Origin of the sequence: Bradyrhizobium septentrionale (assembly GCF_011516645.4) — a bacterium.
Taxonomy (GTDB): Bacteria; Pseudomonadota; Alphaproteobacteria; order Rhizobiales; family Xanthobacteraceae; genus Bradyrhizobium; species Bradyrhizobium septentrionale.
The window spans coordinates 3,038,057-3,056,631 of record NZ_CP088285.1 but is presented as its reverse complement, the minus strand read 5'-3'; the positions used below and the strand labels follow the sequence as shown (position 1 = coordinate 3,056,631).

Genomic DNA, 18,575 nt, shown 5'->3' with positions numbered 1-18,575 from the left:
GACGACGTGGCCGGACTTTAGTCCGGCCACCCGCGCATTGTCTGATTGAAAGCAAAGCTAGGACATTGATGCCCGCGGCCTCGGCCTGCGGGCGCGACGGTTTTGGAAGAAGGTCATGCCCCGTCAAAAGAAAAGTTCCAGCCCCGGCGGCTCACAACGTCAACTGCGCGTCGGCGAAACGGTTCGCCATGCGGTTGCCGAGATTCTGTCGCAGGGTGAGGTTCACGATCCCGATCTCGAAGGCCACATCATCACCGTTCCCGAGGTGCGTATGTCGCCGGATCTGAAGCTCGCGACGGTCTACGTGATGCCGCTCGGCGGCCGCGACACCGACACGGTGATCGCCGCGCTCGAGCGCAACAAGAAGTTCCTGCGCGGTGAGATCGCGCATCGCGTCAACCTGAAATTTGCACCCGACATTCGCTTCCGCGTCGATGAGCGGTTCGACGAGGCGGAACGCATCGAGAAACTATTGCGAACACCTGCGGTGCAGCGAGACCTTGCACCCGATTCGGACGACGAGTGATGACTGTGATGACGACCAACAGCGTTGCCGACGCGAAGGATTCCGACGCGCGCGACGCTGAGCGGGATGGTTTTGCCGGGCAGCGCAGCGACGAGCCGCGCCGCACCAACAACGACCCGCGCCAGAAGCAGGGCAAGCAGAACCAGCAGCCGCGCCGCGACAAGCGCGACGTCCATGGCTGGGTGGTGCTCGACAAGCCGATCGGCATGACCTCGACCCAGGCGGTCGCCGTGCTCAAGCGCCTGTTCCAGGCCAAGCGCGCCGGCCACGCCGGCACGCTCGACCCGCTCGCCTCCGGCGGGCTGCCGATCGCGCTCGGCGAGGCCACCAAGACCGTGCCGTTCGTGATGGACGGCCGCAAGCGGTACCGTTTTACGGTGTGCTGGGGCGAGGAACGCGACACCGACGACACCGAGGGACGAGCCGTCAGGACCAGCGAGAGCCGGCCGACCGCCGATTCGATCCGCCAATTGCTGCCGCGCTTCACCGGGGTGATCGAGCAGATCCCGCCGCAATATTCGGCGATCAAGGTGCAGGGCGAACGCGCCTATGATCTGGCGCGCGACGGCGAGACCGTGGACCTGAAGCCCCGCCCGGTCGAAATTCACGAATTAACCCTTGTGGAACATGGAGATAACAGCCAGTCCGTGTTCGAGGCCGAGTGCGGCAAGGGAACCTATGTCCGGGCCCTGGCCCGCGATATGGGCCGGATTCTGGGCTGTTTCGGCCATATCTGCGCACTGCGGCGGACCCTGGTCGGTCCGTTTACCGAAGCGGACATGATTCCGCTGGAACAGTTGGAGGCTTTGTGCAATAGAGCCGCGTCTGGCGAGGGCAGCCTCGCCGACGCGCTTTTGCCCGTTGAGACCGCGCTGGACGACATCCCGGCACTGGCCGTCACACGGGCTGATGCGGCAAGGCTCCACAGGGGCCAGGCCGTTTTGTTGCGCGGACGGGATGCGCCCAATACTAGCGGCACAGTCTATGTCACGGTGGCAGGCCGACTTCTCGCGCTTGCCGAAATTGGCAATGGCGAACTCATCCCCAAGCGCGTGTTCAACCTGAACGGACTGACCGCCAGTCCGGCTCGCAACAATGAAAGTAACTGACGATGTCGATTACCGCGGAACGCAAAGCGGAAGTCATCAAGACGAATGCCAACAAAGCCGGCGACACCGGCTCGCCCGAGGTTCAGGTCGCGATCCTGTCGGAACGCATCAATAACCTCACCGAGCACTTCAAGAGCCATGTGAAGGACAACCATTCACGCCGCGGCCTCCTGAAGCTCGTGTCGACGCGTCGCTCCCTGCTCGACTACATCAAGCGCAAGGACGAGGCGCGCTACAAGGCGCTGCTTGAGAAGCACAACATCCGTCGTTGATTTTGAGAAGCACGCGCGCGGGGTTCGCGCGCGTTTTCGCATGATCGTCCGTGAACTCGGGCTTTCGAATTGTCGAAAGATGATCATGCGCAACAGCATGGCAATCGCGCCATGCACACTAGCGTTCAGCAGCAATCCGGCCGCTGGACCGGGCAAGATGCCCAGATGACCGAAAGGATGGACGCCATCCGAAATCCACGGACCATGGCAGGATCGCCGGATACTGGTCGCGACAGCGCATCAGTGTCTCGCCGTCTTGGCATGGTCTTTGTGTTTCAGGGCGCCGTGCTTTCGTGAAACCATGAAAGAAAACCGAGATGTTCAATTCGCATTCCGTCGAAATCGACTGGGGTGGACGTCCCCTTAAACTAGAAACCGGCAAGATCGCCCGGCAGGCCGACGGCGCCGTGCTGGCCACCTACGGCGAGACCGTGGTGCTCGCCACCGTCGTCGCGGCGAAGTCGCCGCGCGAAGGCGTCGACTTCCTGCCGCTCACCGTCGACTACCAGGAGAAGACCTACGCCGCGGGCCGCATTCCCGGCGGCTATTTCAAGCGCGAGGGCCGTCCGACCGAGAAGGAGACGCTGGTCTCCCGCCTCATCGACCGCCCGATCCGTCCGCTGTTCGTCGACGGCTGGCGCAACGAGACCCAGGTGATCGTCACCGTCCTGTCGCACGACATGGAGAACGATCCGGACATCGTGTCGCTGGTCGCTGCCTCCGCCGCCCTGACGCTGTCGGGCGCGCCCTTCAAGGGCCCGATCGGCGCCGCGCGCGTCGGCTTCGCCAATGACGAATACGTGCTCAACCCGACGCTCGACGAGATGACCGAGACCCAGCTCGATCTGGTCGTCGCCGGCACCGCCGACGCCGTGCTGATGGTGGAATCGGAAGCCAAGGAGCTCAACGAAGACGTGATGCTCGGCGCGGTCATGTTCGGCCACCGCCACTTCCAGCCCGTGATCAACGCGATCATCGAGCTCGCCGAGAAGGCCGCCAAGGAGCCGCGCGAAGTCACCACGATCGACAATTCGGAGATCGAGAAGGAAATGCTCGGCATTGCCGAGCAGGAGCTGCGCAAGGCCTATGCGATCCCGGTCAAGCAGGAACGCTATGCCGCGGTTGGTGCCGTCAAGGAGAAGGTGCTGGCGCACTTCTTCCCGGAAGGCCAGGAGCCGAAATACGACAAGCTCCGCGTTGCCGGCGTCTTCAAGGAACTGGAAGCCAAGATCGTCCGCTGGAACATCCTCGACACCGGCAAGCGCATCGACGGTCGTGACGCCAAGACCGTGCGCAACATCATCGCCGAAGCCGGCGTGCTGCCGCGCGCCCACGGCTCGGCGCTGTTCACCCGCGGTGAGACCCAGGCGATGGTCGTGACCACGCTCGGCACCGGCGAGGACGAGCAGTACATCGACGCGCTGTCGGGGACGTACAAGGAAACGTTCCTGCTGCACTACAACTTCCCGCCCTACTCGGTCGGTGAAACCGGTCGCCTCGGCGGCACCAAGCGCCGCGAGATCGGCCACGGCAAGCTCGCCTGGCGCGCGATCCACCCGGTGCTGCCGCCGCATCACGAGTTCCCGTACACGATCCGCGTGGTCTCCGAGATCACCGAATCGAACGGCTCGTCCTCGATGGCCTCGGTCTGCGGCGCTTCGCTGTCGCTGATGGACGCCGGCGTGCCGCTGAAGCGGCCGACGGCCGGTATCGCCATGGGCCTGATCCTCGAAGGTCAGCGCTTCGCGGTGTTGTCGGACATCCTCGGTGACGAGGATCATCTCGGCGACATGGACTTCAAGGTCGCCGGCACCGACCAGGGCATCACCTCGCTCCAGATGGACATCAAGATCGAGGGCATCACCGAGGAAATCATGAAGGTTGCGCTTGGCCAGGCCAAGGATGGGCGCATCCACATCCTCGGCGAGATGGCCAAGGCCCTGACCGCGGCGCGCGCCGAGCTCGGCGAATACGCACCGCGCATCGAGACCTTCAAGATCGCCACCGACAAGATCCGCGAAGTGATCGGCACCGGCGGCAAGGTGATCCGCGAGATCGTCGAGAAGACCGGCGCCAAGGTCAACATCGAGGACGACGGCACCGTGAAGGTCGCCTCCAACGACGGCGAGGCGATGAAGGCCGCGATCAAGTGGATCAAGTCGATCGCCTCCGATCCGGAGATCGGCCAGATCTACGAGGGCACCGTCGTCAAGGTGATGGAGTTCGGCGCGTTCGTGAACTTCTTCGGCGCCAAGGACGGCCTCGTCCACATCAGCCAGCTCGCGGCCAGCCGCGTGCAGAAGACCTCCGACGTCGTCAAGGAAGGCGACAAGGTCAAGGTCAAGCTGCTCGGCTTCGACGATCGCGGCAAGACCCGCCTGTCGATGAAGGCGGTCGACCAGGAGACCGGCGAGGACCTCGAGGCCAAGCAGAAGCCCGACGCACCGGCGCCGCGCGAAGCCGCCGGCGAGTAAGCCAAGGCAAATTGTTACCAAATCGACTGTGACGAAAAGGGCGGCCCGGTGGCCGCCCTTTTTAGTTTGTGGAGGTCGGACGCAAATCAATCTCCGCTGATCACAATGCGCGGTTTTGACCCGGCATTGTGACCGACATTGCTGGAACCCGTTCACAACTTACGCCTAATATCGGGGCGCCTTCCCAGCACGGAGATTCACGATGCCCTTGATGTCCCGACGCCATCTGATCATCGCAGCGACCGGCATCGCCGCGGCCGCCGCCTCGTCACGCACAGCGTTCGCACAGGCCGCGGCGCAAGCGCCCAGCGGGCCGTTCAAGATCGATCCACTGACCTACCCGACCAATGCGCTGGAGCCGCATATCGACGCCAAGACGATGGAAATCCACCACGACCGGCATCATCAGGCCTACGTCACCAACCTCAACAATTTCGCCAAGGACAATCCGCAGATCGCGGAGAAGCCGCTCACCGACGTGCTCGCCAATCTAGGCAATGTGCCGGACGCGATCCGCACCGGTGTCCGCAACAACATGGGCGGCCACGCCAACCACACGATGTTCTGGCAGATCATGGGACCGAACGGCGGCAAGGCTGACGGCGAAGTGCTCGCCGCGATCGACCGCGACCTCGGCGGCATGGAGAAATTCCAGACCGATTTCAATGCCGCGGGCGGGCGCGTGTTCGGCTCCGGCTGGGTGTTCGTCACCGTAACCAGGGACGGCAAGCTCGCGATCGAGACGCGGCCGAACCAGGACAACCCGATCATGGACGGCAAGCGCGCGCTGCTCGGCAACGATGTCTGGGAGCACGCTTATTATCTGACCTATCAGAACCGCCGGCCCGATTACCTCAAGGCGTGGTGGAACACGGTGAACTGGAAGGCCGTGGCCGAGCGCTATGCGGCAGCAAAGGCCGGCACGCTCGGGATATGAGCCGGCAGGGCTCGCTGGCCACAAGCGGCCGCGCTAGGTTTGAAAGCCCCGCGAGACGCTCGTGGGGCTTGTGGGGCCTTCTTTCTTGGGAAGGCCCGGCTGTGCGCCCGGAGGAGCCGACGATGACGCTGCCGACGATCCGCCCCGGCCGCCCCGGCGAATATGACGAGATCGCGCGCATCTGGATGGAGAGCTGGACCTCGACCGGGCTCACACCACGGAGCGATAGCCTGTTGAGCGATCTGCGCGCGCGCCTGCGCCGCGAGATCGACAATGGCTGGAGCCTGTTCGTCGCCGACGATCGCGGCACGATCGCCGCGATGCTGGCGCTGCATCTGCCGACCTTGCTGCTCGACCAGCTGATGGTCGCGCCAGGCCATCAAGGCCGCAGCCTGGGACGCCATTTGCTCGCCTTCACCCGTGAGCAATTGCCCGACGAGATCTGGCTGAAATGCGTCCGCGAGAACGACAAGGCCTGGCGCTGGTACGAGCGCGAGGGCTTCGTGTTCGAGAAGGAGGAGCCCAATCCGGCGACCGGTTTCATGATGAAGCACTATCGGTGGAAGAAGCGATAGAAATCCCGCGCTCGCTTGCGGACAATAGCTACACGCTCTAGTTTGTCAGGGTCGCCACATCAACTTCCGCTCATCGCGCTATGTTTCGCACCCTCGCCGTCGCCCTCCTCGTATCATGCTTTGCCGCAACCGGATGGGCTCAGTCCCCTTCGACATCGCCCGCACCGCCCGCCCCCATCAAGCCCGCCGCGAAGAAGGCTGCGCCGAAGGCCAAGGCGACCGTTAAGCCGCCCGTTGCCGCGGAGACCGGTCCGTGCCGGCTCGGCGTGATCTCGGTGCTCGGAAATCAATTCGCCGTGCAGAAGTTCGGCGTGACCCCCTTCGAGTACGAAGGCGCCGATGTTCAGATCGACTGGGGACTCGACGATCTCGTGTTCGCGCGGGTTCGCGTGGCAACCGGCAATGACCCCGCGGTGCGCAGGATCAGCTATCCGAAGAACGCGTTCGACCCGCTCTACCATCCGAAGCCACATTTGCTGCCGGATCCAAGCGAGGACCTGCCGGCGATCGTTCAAAGCTTCACGTCCAATGCGAACTGCGACCGCTACCTCGTCGTGACCAAATTCAGGCTGCGTCCGCAGAACACCAACCTCGACCTCAACGGCATCGGCACCTACAATCAGGGCCTCGGCTCGATGCTCAGGCACTCGCATGTGTTCGCCAATGTTGCGCTGACGCTGCTCGACGGCAGGAGCTACGCGAGGATCGACCGCACATTGGTGAATATGCGCAACAGATTCTCCGAAGGCATGAGAATGACAGAAAATCCGCTGAAGCATCTCGACAATTCGGACTTTCCCGCCCCTCCCGCGGCCGCGGCCTCCAGCGCGACGCTGCGCGAGAAAGCCCGCGGGCTCGTTGCGGAACAGCTGGACCAGGCGCTGCCGGACTATCTGAAGGGCGAATAGATCGGCCCGCGGACCAGGCCAACGAATCGAACCACACTGGCAGGCGCGTTTTCCGCAGCCATAGTCCGTTACCAGGACGATGCAGACATGCGATGAAACGTGCGCTGCTCGTCCACGCCGAAGAAAGGGTTCGCACCATGATCAAGCTGTACTGGTCGCCGCGCTCGCGCTCGTTCTCCGCCATCTGGCTGCTGGAGGAATCCGGCCTCGCCTACGAACGGGTGCTGACCGATATCAGCACGGGCGCGCAGAAGTCACCGGACTTCCTCAAGATCAACCCGATGGGCAAGGTGCCGGCGCTGACCGACGGCGACGCGCAACTCGCCGAGGCGGCGGCGATCTGCGCCTATATCGCCGACCGCTATCCGGAGACAAAGCTCGCGCCGGCAACAACGGATCCGAAGCGCGCACGCTATCTGCAGTGGCTGTTCTTCTCGCCGAGCTGCATCGAGCCGGCGCTGATCCAGCTCTTCACCAAGTTGGAAGTGCCGACCAGCACCGCGGCGTGGGGCAGCGCGGCGCAGGTGTTCGACGTGCTCGACGCCGAGCTACAAAAGGGACCGTGGATTCTCGGCGATCAATTCTCGGCCGCCGACATCGCGATCGGCGCGGGGCTGAATTTTGCGGTGCGCGTGTTCAAGATGGTGCCGCCGCGGCCGTCCTTCGACGCCTATATCGACCGCTGCGTGGCGCGGCCCGCATTCCAGCGCGCGGAGAAGATCGCGGCGGGGTGAGGCATGTAGCCCGTTGGCTCCATCCGGCTGTGTCTTAACCTCCCCTTGAAAAGGGGAGGTCGCTTTGCTCGCCAGAGCAAAGCGGGTGGGGATCCGCTCTCTCCGCATACAGAGCATCACCCGCGTCTGACCCCCATCCCGACCTTCCCCCTTTCAGGGGGAAGGAGAAGCGCGGATTCCCGAACAATTAACCCGGCACGACGCAGGGATCGACGTCCTGCGCGTAGTCGACGCCGTCGATGCCGAAGCCGAACAGGCGGAGGAACTGGCTCTTGTATTCACCGAGATCGGCCAGTTCGCCGAGCGTCGCGGTGGTGAGCAGCGGCCAGCGCCGCGACACCTCGGTCTGCACCTCGGGCGAAAGCTCCCAGTCGTCGACCCTGATGCGCTGTTCGTTATCAAGCTCCACGCTCTTGCCGAGGCGCGTGCGGAACAGGCGGTCGATCTGCTCGATGCAGCCTTCATGGAGCCCGAGCTGCTTCATGACCTTGAACAGCACCGTGCCATAGAGCGGCACCACCGGGATAGCCGAGCTCGCCTGGGTGACCACGGCCTTCAGCGCGACGACGCGGGCCGCGTCCGGACCGAGCCGGCCCCGGATCGCTTCCGCCTTGCGGTCGAGGTCGACCTTGGCGCGGCCGAGCGTGCCGTTCCAGTAGATCGGCCAGGTCAGTTCGCTGCCGATATAGGTGTAGTTGAGCGTGCGGAAGCCCGGCGCCAGCACGCCGGCATCCGCGAGCTGGTCGATCCAGCGCTTCCAGTCGTCGCCGCCCATCACCGCAACCGTGGCCGCGGTTTGATCCTCGGTCGCCGGCTCAAGCGTGGTCTGGAAGACCTCGCCGGTCTCGGTGTCGAGCGTCTTGATCTCGACGGGGGCGCCGAGCGGCTTGATGACCGAGCGATAGGTCTTGCCGGTGTCGGGATCGGTCCTGGCGGGAGCCGCCATGCTGTAGACCAGCAGGTCGAGCTGACCGAACTTCTCACGCACGCGATCGATGAAGTTCTGCTTCAGCTCGTCGGAGAAGGCATCGCCCTCCAGCGTGAGCGGAGACCGTCCGATCTTCTCGGCCTCGATCTCGAAGGCGCGGTTGTTGTACCAGCCGGCGCTGGCGGTTCTCTTCTCCGAAGGCTCTCGCTCCAGCGACACGCCGATGGTGTCTGCACCGCCGGCGAAGGTCGCAACGATGCGGCTGGCGAGGCCATAGCCGGTCGAACAGCCGAGCACGGCGACGCGCTTGGGGCAGTCCGCGACCGGGCCCTGGCGGAGAACATAGGCGATCTGCTCGCGAACATTGGTGGCGCAGCCGACGGGATGTGCCGTCGTGCAGATGAAGCCTCGCACGCGCGGTTCGATAATCATTCCCACCCCATTCCGAATCGTTGCAATGTCCCCATTCGCTCCCTCGGCAAGCAAGGGGAGGCGAAATCACGCATCAAGCCGCCTGAACACCAGCGTGGCGTTGGTGCCGCCGAAGCCGAACGAATTCGACAGCACGGTCGTGAGCTTGGCGTTGTCGATGCGCTTGCGCACGATCGGCATGTCGGCAAACACCGGATCGAGCTCGGTGATGTGGGCGCTTTCGCAGATGAAGCCGTTGTTCAGCATCAGCAGCGAATAGATCGCCTCCTGCACGCCGGTGGCACCGAGCGAGTGCCCGGTCAGCGCCTTGGTCGCCGAGATCGGCGGGCACTTGTCGCCGCTGCCGAACACCTTGCGGATCGCCTCGATCTCCGGCGGATCGCCGGCCGGCGTCGAGGTGGCGTGCGGATTGATGTAATCGACCGGCGTGTCCACCGTCGACATCGCCATGCGCATGCAGCGCTCGGCGCCCTCGCCCGACGGCGCCACCATGTCGTAACCGTCCGAGGTCGCGCCGTAGCCGACGACCTCACCGTAGATCCGCGCGCCGCGCGCCTTGGCGCGCTCGAGCTCTTCCAGCACCACGACGCCGGCGCCGCCGGCGATCACGAAACCGTCGCGGCTGATGTCGTAGGGACGCGACGCGGTGGCCGGCGTGTCGTTGTATTTCGAGGACATCGCGCCCATGGCGTCGAACAGCACCGACAGCGTCCAGTCGAGTTCCTCGCAGCCGCCGGCAAAGATGATGTCCTGCTTGCCGATCTGGATCGTCTCATAGGCGTTGCCGATGCAATGGTTCGACGTCGCGCAGGCCGAGGAGATCGAGTAGTTCACGCCCTTGATCTTGAACCAGGTCGCGAGCGTCGCCGACGCGGTCGAGGACATGCCCTTCGGCACCGCAAACGGACCAACGCGCTTCGGGCCCTTGGCGCGCGCGATATCGGCGGCTTCCACCAGCGTGCGCGTCGACGGCCCACCGGATCCCATGATGATGCCGGTGCGGATGTTGGAGACTTCGTTCTCCTCGAGGCCGGCGTCGCGGATCGCCTGTTCCATCGCAACGTGATTCCAGGCCGCACCTTCGGCAAGGAATCGCATTGCGCGGCGATCGATCACCTCGGCGGGATTAAGTGTCGGCGCACCGTGCACCTGCGAACGGAAGCCGAGCTCCGCGGCCTTCTCCGCTCGCGAAATGCCCGACTTTGCCTCGTAGAGGCTCGCAAGCACTTCCTGGGTGTTGTTACCGATGGATGAGACAATCCCCATCCCCGTGATGACAACCCGCCTCATGTTCGCCTCGCCCTGCCTTTATGTTGCCGCATGATGATCCTGCTCAAGATAGCGCCGTGCCCTGCTTGAACAACCCGACCTTCAAGTCCTTGGCGCGATAGATAATCTCGTCGTCCATGGAAAGCCACCCGTCGGCAATTCCAAGCACGAGCTTTGACCGCATCACGCGCTTGATGTCGATGTTGTACACAACCTTGCGCGCTTGCGGCAGCACCTGTCCGGAGAACTTCAGCTCGCCGAGGCCGAGCGCGCGGCCACGACCTTCGCCACCGATCCAGCCGAGGTAAAAGCCGACCATTTGCCACATGGCATCGAGACCGAGGCAGCCCGGCATCACCGGATCGTTCTTAAAATGGCAACCGAAGAACCAGAGATCCGGCTTCACTTCGAGCTCGGCGCGCACCAACCCCTTGCCGTACTCGCCGCCGGTTTGCGAGATGTCGCTGATGCGGTCGAACATCAGCATCGGCGGCAGCGGCAACTGGGCGTTGCCGGGACCGAAAAGCTCGCCCCGCCCGCAAGCCAGCAAATCCTCGTATTCGTAACCGCCGCGCCGATCCAGCATCCTCTTCCACCTCTCATGTCCCGATGAAGCGCTTTTGCCTGGCCGGACCTTGATCTACCGACGGGAACCGGAAATATCCTGTCCCGTATCTTGGCGCTACCTGGGCACGCTTCCGGCCTGTTATCTCTGCCGAAAGCGCATATGTGGTCCGCGCGCTCTCTAACATAGGGCTAACTGGGCGGCAAAGCGGCATTCCGATGATAAATTACCGCTTCTCCTTCGGTTTCTACCGCAGCTTGGACTCGTTCTAGTTGCGAAAAACTTGCATCTGATAGCCATCCTTTTTATATTTATGAGGAATATTGCCTGAGTTGGGTGCATAGAGTGGATATGAACGAAGAAGTACCGGCTGTGAACGATGACGCCGTGCTCCCGGCCGCGCGGGGCGCTGGGCATCACCCTGCCCTGACCGGCTGCCCGTGGCATGACGTCAACGAGATGCTGCAGTCTGCCGGTCTCCGGCCGACGCGGCAGCGCATGGCGCTGGGCTGGCTGCTGTTCGGCAAGGGTGCCCGCCACCTGACCGCTGAAATGCTGTACGAGGAAGCCACGCTGGCCAAGGTTCCGGTGTCGCTGGCGACCGTCTACAACACGCTCAACCAGCTCACCGATGCCGGCCTGCTGCGCCAGGTCAGCGTCGACGGCACCAAGACCTATTTTGACACCAACGTGTCGACGCACCACCACTTCTATCTCGAGCACAATCACGAGCTGGTCGACATTCCCGACCCGAATCTGATGCTCACCAAGATGCCGGACGTGCCGGAAGGCTTCGAGATTTCCCGCGTCGACATGGTCGTGCGCCTGCGCAAGAAGCGCTGATCCCAGCGCTCGTCATGCGCGGGCTTGACCCGCGCATCCATCGTTCTCAGCTAAAATCCTTCTTTTGATGGATCGCCGGGTCATAGGCGAGCGGAAGCGACGCCGTCCTTTGGACGGCTAAGCCCGGCGATGACGCATATTTTTGCGTCAGTCCACCTTCTCATCGGCATAGACGCCCCAGAGGCGCTGCTGCTCGATCCAGCCGTCGAACCCGTTGCCGGTGACCCGGCACCAGTTGTTGGCGCATTTCCTGACCTGCGCGACGACGCCGGCCTGCAGGCGGGCCGCAATCGCACTGGTGGCGTCGGGGCGATCGTACAGCGAGGCCAAATCGTCCTTCTTCTTCATCGTGACGACAGCGGTGCGGCGGCCGGACAGCAGGGAGTGGTACACCCAGCCTTCGGCGCCCTCGGAATCGCGGACCCGGCGCCAGTTCTCGAACTCGGCGGTGATTTCGACCGGCAGTCCCGACCGCGTGTAGACCCAGGCGACGTCATTGTCCTTGGTCGGGCCGGCCCTGACGTTCACATGATCGGATTTCAGGCTGACATAGCGCGGGATCGGCAATCCGCTGGTGGTCGGGTTGGTATCCTTGGCGGAATGTCCGGGCATGACCGACGCACTCAGGATGCTGCCGACCAGCGCCACCAACGAACCGAAACGCCAGAACGCCACCATCAACTCGTCTCCTGCCGAGATGCCCAACCCGCATTCGGCGAGTTGCAACCGATACAAACGCCCAAAAACCCGGGCCCCCTGCGCCGTTCGCTCCCGCACCCCACGTCCGAGGGGTTCTTGTCTTGGCCCGGCCTTCTGCTAGAGAGAACGGAAGGCCTTAAGAGCCAGAACACCCGAATTTCCCCTGACGAAAGCCGGGGTAAGTAACGGGGAACCCTAGGAAACGCGAAGGAAACGCCGGGACAGCGCGGCTATCAGCAGTGTCGAACAACCGGGTTAATGAGGCCTCAACGGTTTGTTTTTTGACAAGCCGCGCGCCTCATGAAAGCAGGACATGTCGGTGAAGAAAAAGCCTCTCGTCGTCGTCACCCGCAAGCTGCCGGACTCGATCGAGACCCGGATGCGCGAGCTGTTCGACGCCAGATTGAATCTCGACGACACGCCGATGACGCCGGAACAGATCGCCGAGGCGGCAAGGACCGCCGACGTGCTGGTGCCGACCGTGACCGACATGATCCGCGAGGACGTGATCAATCAGCCCGACTGCAAGCTGAAGCTGATCGCCAATTTCGGCAACGGCGTCGACAATATCGACGTCACGGCGGCGCATGCGCGCGGTATCACGGTGACCAACACTCCGAAGGTGCTGACCGAGGACACCGCCGACATGACCATGGCGCTGATCCTTGCGGTGCCGCGGCGCCTGATCGAGGGCGCCTCGATCCTGACCGAAGGCAAGCAGCATTGGGCCGGCTGGTCGCCGACCTGGATGCTCGGCCACCGCATCGGCGGCAAGAGGCTCGGCATCATCGGCATGGGCCGCATCGGCCAGGCGGTGGCGCGCCGCGCCCGCGCGTTCGGCCTGCAGATCCACTATCACAACCGCCGCCCGGTGGCGCCCATGATCGCCGAAGAGCTCGGGGCAACCTATTGGGAAAGCCTCGACCAGATGCTGGCGCGGATGGACATCATCTCGGTGAACTGCCCGCACACGCCGGCCACCTTCCATCTGCTCTCGGCGCGGCGGCTCAAGCTGATCCGGAAAGAGGCCTACATCGTCAACACCGCGCGCGGCGAAGTGATCGACGAGGACACGCTGATCAAGCTGATCGAAGCCGGCGATGTCGGCGGCGCGGGCCTTGACGTCTATGAGCACGAACCCGCGGTGAATCCGAAGCTGGTGCGGCTCGCCCGGGCCGGCAAGGTGACGCTGCTGCCGCACATGGGCTCGGCCACCATCGAAGGCCGCGTCGAGATGGGCGAGAAGGTGATCATCAACATCCGAACCTTCCTCGACGCCCACAAGCCGCCGGATCGCGTGCTGCCGAGCATGCTGTGATTTCGTAACCGGGACTACGCCGCGCTCCATCCAAGCCACGCAGCTCCAACCTCCCCTTGAAAAGGGGAGGTCGCTTTGCTCGCCAGAGCAAAGCGGGTGGGAATCTGCTCTCTCGGCTTGCAGCGTCGCCTGCGGCTGACCCCCATCCCGACCTTTCCCCTTTCAGGGGGAAGGAGAAGAGAGAATCCGTAGCCCGGACGAGGGGCGAGCTGCCAAAATATCGAAAACAACCCCATGCAAAGTAGCCGGTGCGGCCAGCGCTCGACCAGGCAACTTGAAACCAACACTCGCTGTCGTCCCGGCGCAGGCCGGGACCTATAACCACCGATAGTCATTGTTTCACAGTGCTGGAACGACGAGTCCCGCTCCCAACTTCCGCTGCGGTTATGGGTCCCGGCTCCCGTGCGCAATTGCGCACTAGGCCGGGACGACGATGTGGTGAGGGCCCGTCCTATTTCTTCCGCCGCGCCTGCTTGCGCCAGTCGGCGACGAACGACACGAACGCGGCGAGCGCCGGCGGCGGCTGGCGTCGGCTCGGATAATAAAGAAACGGTCCGTCAAACGGCGGGCACCAGTCGTCGAGCACGCTGACCAGCGCGCCGGATTTGACGCCGTAGTGGACATAGCCCTCGAACGTCGCCCAGTAACCGACGCCGTCATGAACTGCGCGTAGCGCGAGGCCGAGATAGGTCGCGATCAGCCTGGCCGGCGGCGAGACCTTGACCACGCGGCCGTTCTTCTCGAACTCCCAATCGAAGATCGCGCCGCTGCCGAAGCGGGTGCGGATGCAGGCGTGCTTCAGCAGATCTTTCGGATGCATCGGCCGGCCATGCTTCGCGACATAGTCGCTGGAGGCCACGACCGCGTAGCGCTGTTGCGCACCGAGCGGGACCGCCACCATGTCCTGCGCCAGATGCTCGCCATAGCGCACGCCGGCATCAAAGCCCTGCGCGACGATGTCGACGAACGCACTCTCGGCGACGATATCGAGATCGATTTGCGGATATCTGGCGAGGAAGGGCGCAATCATCGGCGCCAGCACCAGATCGACCGCGGGCGGCGGCGCGTTGATGCGCAGCCGCCCCGACGGCTCGGCGCGCAGGCCGCGCACCTCTGTGATCGCGTCGGCGACATTGACCATCGCCGGCGCGACGCGGGCAAGCAGCAGCTCGCCGGCTTCGGTCAGCGCGACGCTCCGCGTGGTGCGGTTCATCAGGCGGACGCCGAGCCGCTCCTCCATGTCGCGCAGGCGCTGGCTGAGGCTCGAAACCGAGACGCGCTGCTCGAGCGCAGCGCGCCGGAAGTTGCGCGTGCGCGCCACCGCCACGAAGGCATCGAGGTCTCGAAGGTCGAAATCCTGCATTGTTCGATATAGTGAACAAGCTATTCGGGATTGTCCAGCTTATCGGCAGACACGGGCCGGCCCATATCAGCCGCGGCATTGGCGGCGGATCACCCGCCGCGCTGTCTAGGGAGCTCCGCCATGGACACACGCAAACTCGGTTCTACCGGCCCCACCGTCTCGCCGATCGGGCTCGGCTGCATGGGCATGTCCGACTTCTACGGCCCCACCGACCGCAGCGAGAGCATCGCGACCATCCATGCCGCGCTCGACGCCGGCATCACGCTGCTCGACACCGGCGACTTCTACGGCATGGGCCATAACGAGATGCTGATAGGCGAGGCCCTGGAGAGCCGCAGCCGTGACAATCTGCAGATCAGCGTCAAGTTCGGCGCGCTGCGCGATCGCAACTACGGCTTCCTCGGCTACGACAGCCGTCCCGCTGCGGTGAAGAATTTCGCCGCCTATTCGCTGCAGCGGCTCGGCGTCGATCATATCGACATCTACCGCCCGGCGCGGCTCGATCCCAACGTGCCGATCGAGGACACGATCGGCGCGATGGCCGACATGATCAAGGCCGGCTGGATCAGGCATATCGGGCTATCAGAGGTTGGCTCCGACACCATCCGCCGCGCCCACAAGGTGCATCCGATCGCCGATCTGCAGATCGAATACTCGCTGGTGTCGCGCGGCATCGAGAGCGACATCCTGAACACCTGCCGCGAGCTCGCCATCGGCATATCAGCTTACGGCGTGCTGGCGCGCGGGCTGATCAGCGGGCACTGGTCGAAGGACCGGTCGGGCGCGAAAGATTTCCGCTTGCTGAGCCCGCGCTTCCAGGCCGGCAATATCGACACGAACCTCGCACTCGCGGACCGGCTGCGCGTCATTGCTGCCGAGATCGGCGCCTCGCCGGCGCAAGTCGCGATTGCCTGGGTTGCGGCGCAGGGCAACGACATCGTGCCGCTGGTCGGCGCGCGGCGGCGCGAACGGTTGAGCGAAGCGCTCGGCGCGCTCGATGTGACGCTGACCGCGGCCCATCTCGCCGCGCTGGCGGACGCATTCCCGCCCGGAGCGGCCGCCGGCGGACGCTATCCAGAGGAGCATCTGAAGCACATGGACAGCGAGAAGCGCGCGTCCTGACCTCAGCGATGCCCGCTCAGATCGGCGATGCCAGGCGCATCACCGTTGAGCGGGTTCTGCGGATCGCGCCCATAGCGCAGGGTTTCGAACCGCATGGCGCGCGCATCCACCATCAGGAGGCGGCCAACCAGGCCCTCGCCGAAGCCGACGATCTCGCGGATCGCCTCCAGCGCCATCATCGATCCCATCACGCCGGCGAGCGCGCCCATCACGCCGGCTTCGGCGCAGGCCGGCACCGTGCCCGGCGGCGGCGGCTCTGGAAACAGGCAGCGATAGGTCGGGTTGAACACGCCTTGCGCATTCTTCTCGTGCGCGCGGATCGTGGTCAGCGAGCCGTCGAACTGCCCAAGTGCCGCCGTGATCAGCGGCCGCTTGGCGAGGAAGCAGGCATCGGCAACGAGATAGCGGGTCTCGAAATTATCGGAGCCGTCGAGCACGAGGTCGTAATTTCCGATCAGAGCCATCGCATTGTCGGCGGTGAGCCGCACCGGATGGGCCTCGAATTTCACATGCGGATTGAGCGCATGGATCTGCACGGCTGCGCTGTCGACCTTGCGCTTGCCGATGTCAGGCGTCGCATGGATGATCTGGCGCTGCAAATTGGAGAGCGAGACAATATCGTCATCAATCACGCCGAGCCGGCCGACGCCGGCGGCAGCGAGATACATCAGCACCGGCGCGCCGAGACCGCCGGCGCCGATCACCAGCACGGACGCCTGCTTCAGCGCATTCTGCCCGGGGCCGCCCACCTCGCGGAGCACGATGTGGCGGGCATAGCGTTCGAGTTCGTCGGCACTCAGCATGATGACTTCCTGCGCGCTGTACCCTGAACCGGAGCGCGGTTGTTGCCGACCAAGCAGATGTGCTTAATTGCGTGGACGTCAATGGTTTCGGTCATTCCCGGCGGATTTGTCATGAGATCGGTGCTTTCGGCAACATTGATGGTCGCGGCCATGATGGTCGCAGGCGTGGGTACCGCGCGGGCCCAGATGACACCGCCTTCGACCGCCGGGACGAAGCCGAAGACCGTCGCCACCGTGCCGGTGCGTCCGGGGCTGCAAAAGCCAGAAGACACTGCGAATGCGATGGCGCAGGCCGAGCGGCTGGCGCTGCAATCCGACCTCGCCTGGGTCGGCGAATATAACGGCGCGATATCAGGCGACGTCAGTGAGCGCATGGTCAATGCGATCAAGGAATTCCAAAAGAAAAGCGGCGGCAAGCCGACCGGCGTGCTGAACCCGCAGGAGCGCGGCGCGCTCGCCGACACCGCGCGGCGGAAGCAGGAGGGCGTCGGCTGGAGGATCGTCACCGAGCCCGCCACCGGCGCGCGGCTCGGCATTCCCACCAAGCTGGTGCCGCAGCTCACCAGCGACGCCTCCGGCGCCAAATGGACCTCGCCGACCGGCACCGTCCAGGTGGTGCTGACGCGGCGCAAGGAAGCAAGCCCAACCACCGCCAAGCTTGCCGAACTGGAAAAGAAGGAGCCGGCCGGCCGCACCATCGACTACACCGTGGTGAAGCCGGACTTCTTCGTCCTGTCGGGCATGCAGGGGCTGAAGAAGTTCTACCTGCGCGGCACCTTCAAGGGCGACGAGGTCCGCATCCTCACCATCCTCTATGACCAGGCGACGCAAGCCACCGTCGAGCCGGTGGTGATCGCGATGTCGAGCGCCTTCAACGCATTTCCGTCGGGCGTGCAGGCCGGCCCGCCGCCGCGCAAGACCGTGGAGTATGGCACCGGCGTCGTGGTCAGCGACGACGGCGCTGTTGTCACCGACCGCGTGGCCACCGACGACTGCATCGCGCTGACGATCCCGGGCTTCGGCAATGCCGATCGGGTCGCCGAGGACAAGGATCATGATCTCGCATTGCTGCGCATCTATGGCGCGCGCGGGCTGAAGCCGCTCAACATCGCAGGCCAGGCGACGCAGACTGCCCTCGACATCACCGGCATCGCCGATCCGCAGAGCCAGGGCGGCGGCGCGGCCGCGAGCAGCGTCAAGGCCTCCGTCGCGCAGCTCGGCGGCGGCGATGCCGCGCTGTCACCGCCGCCCGCGCTCGGGTTCTCCGGCGCGGCGGCGCTCGACGGCGGCGGCAGGTTTGCCGGCATCGCTGTGCTGAAGTCCGTCATCGTCGCGGGCCCGGCGAACGCGGCGCCGCCGGCGCAGGCAGCATTGGTGCCGGCCGATACGGTGCGCAACTTCCTGAAGTCGCACGGCGTCAACGCGTCGGGCGAATCGGCGGACGCCAAGGCCGCCGTCGTCCGCGTGATCTGCGTCAGGAAGTAGGGCTCGCGTGTCCCGGACGCGGTGCAGCGTGCAACGCTGCTCCGCAGAGCCGGGACCCATTTCGCAAATGACGCGTCCAGAGCCTTCTCCGTTCCGAAATCGGAACGGGGCTCTAGATTCTTATTTTGACGCGTTTTCTTTACGCGAACCGGTACCCACTTCGCTCGAAAACGCTCTAGAATTGGGCCCCGGCTCAGCAGCGCACCACTTCGT

General features: G+C 64.4%; 18 protein-coding genes. 12 read left to right on the top strand and 6 right to left on the bottom strand.

Features of this window, described 5'->3' with window-relative positions; all coding sequences use genetic code 11:
* Positions 1-115 precede the first annotated feature (115 nt).
* The 8 genes from rbfA (at position 116) to HAP48_RS16235 (ending at position 7,535) form a co-directional block, all read left to right on the top strand.
* A complete protein-coding gene (rbfA, locus tag HAP48_RS16270) occupies positions 116-526 on the top strand; it encodes a 30S ribosome-binding factor RbfA (protein ID WP_166212695.1) in 411 nt (136 codons plus the stop codon).
* A complete protein-coding gene (gene truB, locus HAP48_RS16265) occupies positions 526-1,635 on the top strand; it encodes a tRNA pseudouridine(55) synthase TruB (protein WP_166212697.1) in 1,110 nt (369 codons plus the stop codon). The genes rbfA and truB overlap by 1 nt, the downstream gene beginning before the upstream one ends.
* A 2-nt stretch (positions 1,636-1,637) precedes the next feature.
* Positions 1,638-1,907, top strand: a complete 270-nt coding sequence (rpsO, locus tag HAP48_RS16260) for a 30S ribosomal protein S15 (RefSeq protein WP_016844725.1) — start codon at positions 1,638-1,640, stop codon at positions 1,905-1,907.
* Positions 1,908-2,224: 317 nt separating this feature from the next.
* On the top strand, positions 2,225-4,381 hold the full coding sequence (gene pnp / locus HAP48_RS16255; protein WP_166212700.1) for a polyribonucleotide nucleotidyltransferase: 2,157 nt from the start codon (positions 2,225-2,227) through the stop codon (positions 4,379-4,381).
* Positions 4,382-4,583: 202 nt separating this feature from the next.
* Positions 4,584-5,318 (top strand): superoxide dismutase, encoded by a 735-nt coding sequence (locus HAP48_RS16250; RefSeq protein ID WP_166212702.1) that lies wholly within the window; start codon positions 4,584-4,586, stop codon positions 5,316-5,318.
* A 122-nt stretch (positions 5,319-5,440) separates the two neighbouring features.
* A complete protein-coding gene (locus HAP48_RS16245; protein WP_166212704.1) occupies positions 5,441-5,893 on the top strand; it encodes a GNAT family N-acetyltransferase in 453 nt (150 codons plus the stop codon).
* Positions 5,894-5,973: 80 nt separating this feature from the next.
* Positions 5,974-6,801, top strand: a complete 828-nt coding sequence (locus HAP48_RS16240) for a hypothetical protein (RefSeq protein WP_210292646.1) — start codon at positions 5,974-5,976, stop codon at positions 6,799-6,801.
* Between the two features lie 137 nt (positions 6,802-6,938).
* Positions 6,939-7,535 carry a glutathione S-transferase family protein gene (locus tag HAP48_RS16235; RefSeq protein ID WP_166216344.1) on the top strand — a complete coding sequence of 199 codons (597 nt, stop codon included), beginning with the start codon at positions 6,939-6,941 and terminating at the stop codon, positions 7,533-7,535.
* Positions 7,536-7,722: 187 nt separating this feature from the next.
* Here the strand turns inward: HAP48_RS16235 and fabV are convergent, their stop codons facing one another.
* The 3 genes from fabV to fabA all read right to left on the bottom strand — a co-directional run bounded on the left by fabV (position 7,723) and on the right by fabA (position 10,750).
* Positions 7,723-8,895, bottom strand: coding sequence for an enoyl-ACP reductase FabV (gene fabV, locus HAP48_RS16230; RefSeq protein WP_166212706.1), 1,173 nt, complete (start codon positions 8,893-8,895; stop codon positions 7,723-7,725).
* A gap of 66 nt (positions 8,896-8,961) precedes the next feature.
* A complete protein-coding gene (gene fabB / locus HAP48_RS16225; protein ID WP_166212708.1) occupies positions 8,962-10,185 on the bottom strand; it encodes a beta-ketoacyl-ACP synthase I in 1,224 nt (407 codons plus the stop codon).
* Between the two features lie 43 nt (positions 10,186-10,228).
* Complete coding sequence (fabA, locus tag HAP48_RS16220; protein WP_166212710.1) at positions 10,229-10,750, bottom strand: bifunctional 3-hydroxydecanoyl-ACP dehydratase/trans-2-decenoyl-ACP isomerase; 522 nt, start codon at positions 10,748-10,750, stop codon at positions 10,229-10,231.
* 330 nt (positions 10,751-11,080) lie between these two features.
* On the opposite strand from fabA, the gene irrA reads away from it, so the two are divergent.
* Complete coding sequence (gene irrA, locus HAP48_RS16215) at positions 11,081-11,572, top strand: iron response transcriptional regulator IrrA (protein WP_166212713.1); 492 nt, start codon at positions 11,081-11,083, stop codon at positions 11,570-11,572.
* A 147-nt stretch (positions 11,573-11,719) separates the two neighbouring features.
* Here the strand turns inward: irrA and HAP48_RS16210 are convergent, their stop codons facing one another.
* Complete coding sequence (locus HAP48_RS16210) at positions 11,720-12,247, bottom strand: SH3 domain-containing protein (protein WP_175612422.1); 528 nt, start codon at positions 12,245-12,247, stop codon at positions 11,720-11,722.
* 337 nt (positions 12,248-12,584) lie between these two features.
* Between HAP48_RS16210 and HAP48_RS16205 the strand changes: the two genes are divergently transcribed.
* Positions 12,585-13,589, top strand: a complete 1,005-nt coding sequence (locus HAP48_RS16205; protein ID WP_166212717.1) for a 2-hydroxyacid dehydrogenase — start codon at positions 12,585-12,587, stop codon at positions 13,587-13,589.
* 451 nt (positions 13,590-14,040) lie between these two features.
* Here the strand turns inward: HAP48_RS16205 and HAP48_RS16200 are convergent, their stop codons facing one another.
* Positions 14,041-14,952 carry a LysR family transcriptional regulator gene (locus HAP48_RS16200; protein WP_166212719.1) on the bottom strand — a complete coding sequence of 304 codons (912 nt, stop codon included), beginning with the start codon at positions 14,950-14,952 and terminating at the stop codon, positions 14,041-14,043.
* A 120-nt stretch (positions 14,953-15,072) separates the two neighbouring features.
* On the opposite strand from HAP48_RS16200, the gene HAP48_RS16195 reads away from it, so the two are divergent.
* Entirely contained in the window at positions 15,073-16,074 is a 1,002-nt protein-coding gene (locus HAP48_RS16195; RefSeq protein ID WP_166212721.1) for an aldo/keto reductase, read from the top strand.
* 2 nt (positions 16,075-16,076) lie between these two features.
* Here the strand turns inward: HAP48_RS16195 and HAP48_RS16190 are convergent, their stop codons facing one another.
* On the bottom strand, positions 16,077-16,877 hold the full coding sequence (locus HAP48_RS16190) for a HesA/MoeB/ThiF family protein (RefSeq protein ID WP_166212723.1): 801 nt from the start codon (positions 16,875-16,877) through the stop codon (positions 16,077-16,079).
* A gap of 111 nt (positions 16,878-16,988) precedes the next feature.
* Here HAP48_RS16190 and HAP48_RS16185 point away from each other — a divergent pair, with 111 nt between their 5' ends.
* Positions 16,989-18,362 carry a serine protease gene (locus HAP48_RS16185; protein WP_166212725.1) on the top strand — a complete coding sequence of 458 codons (1,374 nt, stop codon included), beginning with the start codon at positions 16,989-16,991 and terminating at the stop codon, positions 18,360-18,362.
* The last annotated feature ends 213 nt before the right edge of the window (positions 18,363-18,575 follow it).

Excerpts from the sequence above, each read along its gene's own strand:
- rbfA (WP_166212695.1), top strand. The coding sequence starts at position 116 with ATGCCCCGTCAAAAGAAAAGTTCCAGCCCCGGCGGCTCACAACGTCAA.
- truB (WP_166212697.1), top strand. The coding sequence starts at position 526 with ATGACTGTGATGACGACCAACAGCGTTGCCGACGCGAAGGATTCCGAC.
- rpsO (WP_016844725.1), top strand. The coding sequence starts at position 1,638 with ATGTCGATTACCGCGGAACGCAAAGCGGAAGTCATCAAGACGAATGCC.
- pnp (WP_166212700.1), top strand. The coding sequence starts at position 2,225 with ATGTTCAATTCGCATTCCGTCGAAATCGACTGGGGTGGACGTCCCCTT.
- HAP48_RS16250 (WP_166212702.1), top strand. The coding sequence starts at position 4,584 with ATGCCCTTGATGTCCCGACGCCATCTGATCATCGCAGCGACCGGCATC.
- HAP48_RS16245 (WP_166212704.1), top strand. The coding sequence starts at position 5,441 with ATGACGCTGCCGACGATCCGCCCCGGCCGCCCCGGCGAATATGACGAG.
- HAP48_RS16240 (WP_210292646.1), top strand. The coding sequence starts at position 5,974 with ATGTTTCGCACCCTCGCCGTCGCCCTCCTCGTATCATGCTTTGCCGCA.
- HAP48_RS16235 (WP_166216344.1), top strand. The coding sequence starts at position 6,939 with ATGATCAAGCTGTACTGGTCGCCGCGCTCGCGCTCGTTCTCCGCCATC.
- fabV (WP_166212706.1), bottom strand. The coding sequence starts at position 8,895 with ATGATTATCGAACCGCGCGTGCGAGGCTTCATCTGCACGACGGCACAT.
- fabB (WP_166212708.1), bottom strand. The coding sequence starts at position 10,185 with ATGAGGCGGGTTGTCATCACGGGGATGGGGATTGTCTCATCCATCGGT.
- fabA (WP_166212710.1), bottom strand. The coding sequence starts at position 10,750 with ATGCTGGATCGGCGCGGCGGTTACGAATACGAGGATTTGCTGGCTTGC.
- irrA (WP_166212713.1), top strand. The coding sequence starts at position 11,081 with ATGAACGAAGAAGTACCGGCTGTGAACGATGACGCCGTGCTCCCGGCC.
- HAP48_RS16205 (WP_166212717.1), top strand. The coding sequence starts at position 12,585 with ATGTCGGTGAAGAAAAAGCCTCTCGTCGTCGTCACCCGCAAGCTGCCG.
- HAP48_RS16200 (WP_166212719.1), bottom strand. The coding sequence starts at position 14,952 with ATGCAGGATTTCGACCTTCGAGACCTCGATGCCTTCGTGGCGGTGGCG.
- HAP48_RS16195 (WP_166212721.1), top strand. The coding sequence starts at position 15,073 with ATGGACACACGCAAACTCGGTTCTACCGGCCCCACCGTCTCGCCGATC.
- HAP48_RS16190 (WP_166212723.1), bottom strand. The coding sequence starts at position 16,877 with ATGCTGAGTGCCGACGAACTCGAACGCTATGCCCGCCACATCGTGCTC.
- HAP48_RS16185 (WP_166212725.1), top strand. The coding sequence starts at position 16,989 with ATGAGATCGGTGCTTTCGGCAACATTGATGGTCGCGGCCATGATGGTC.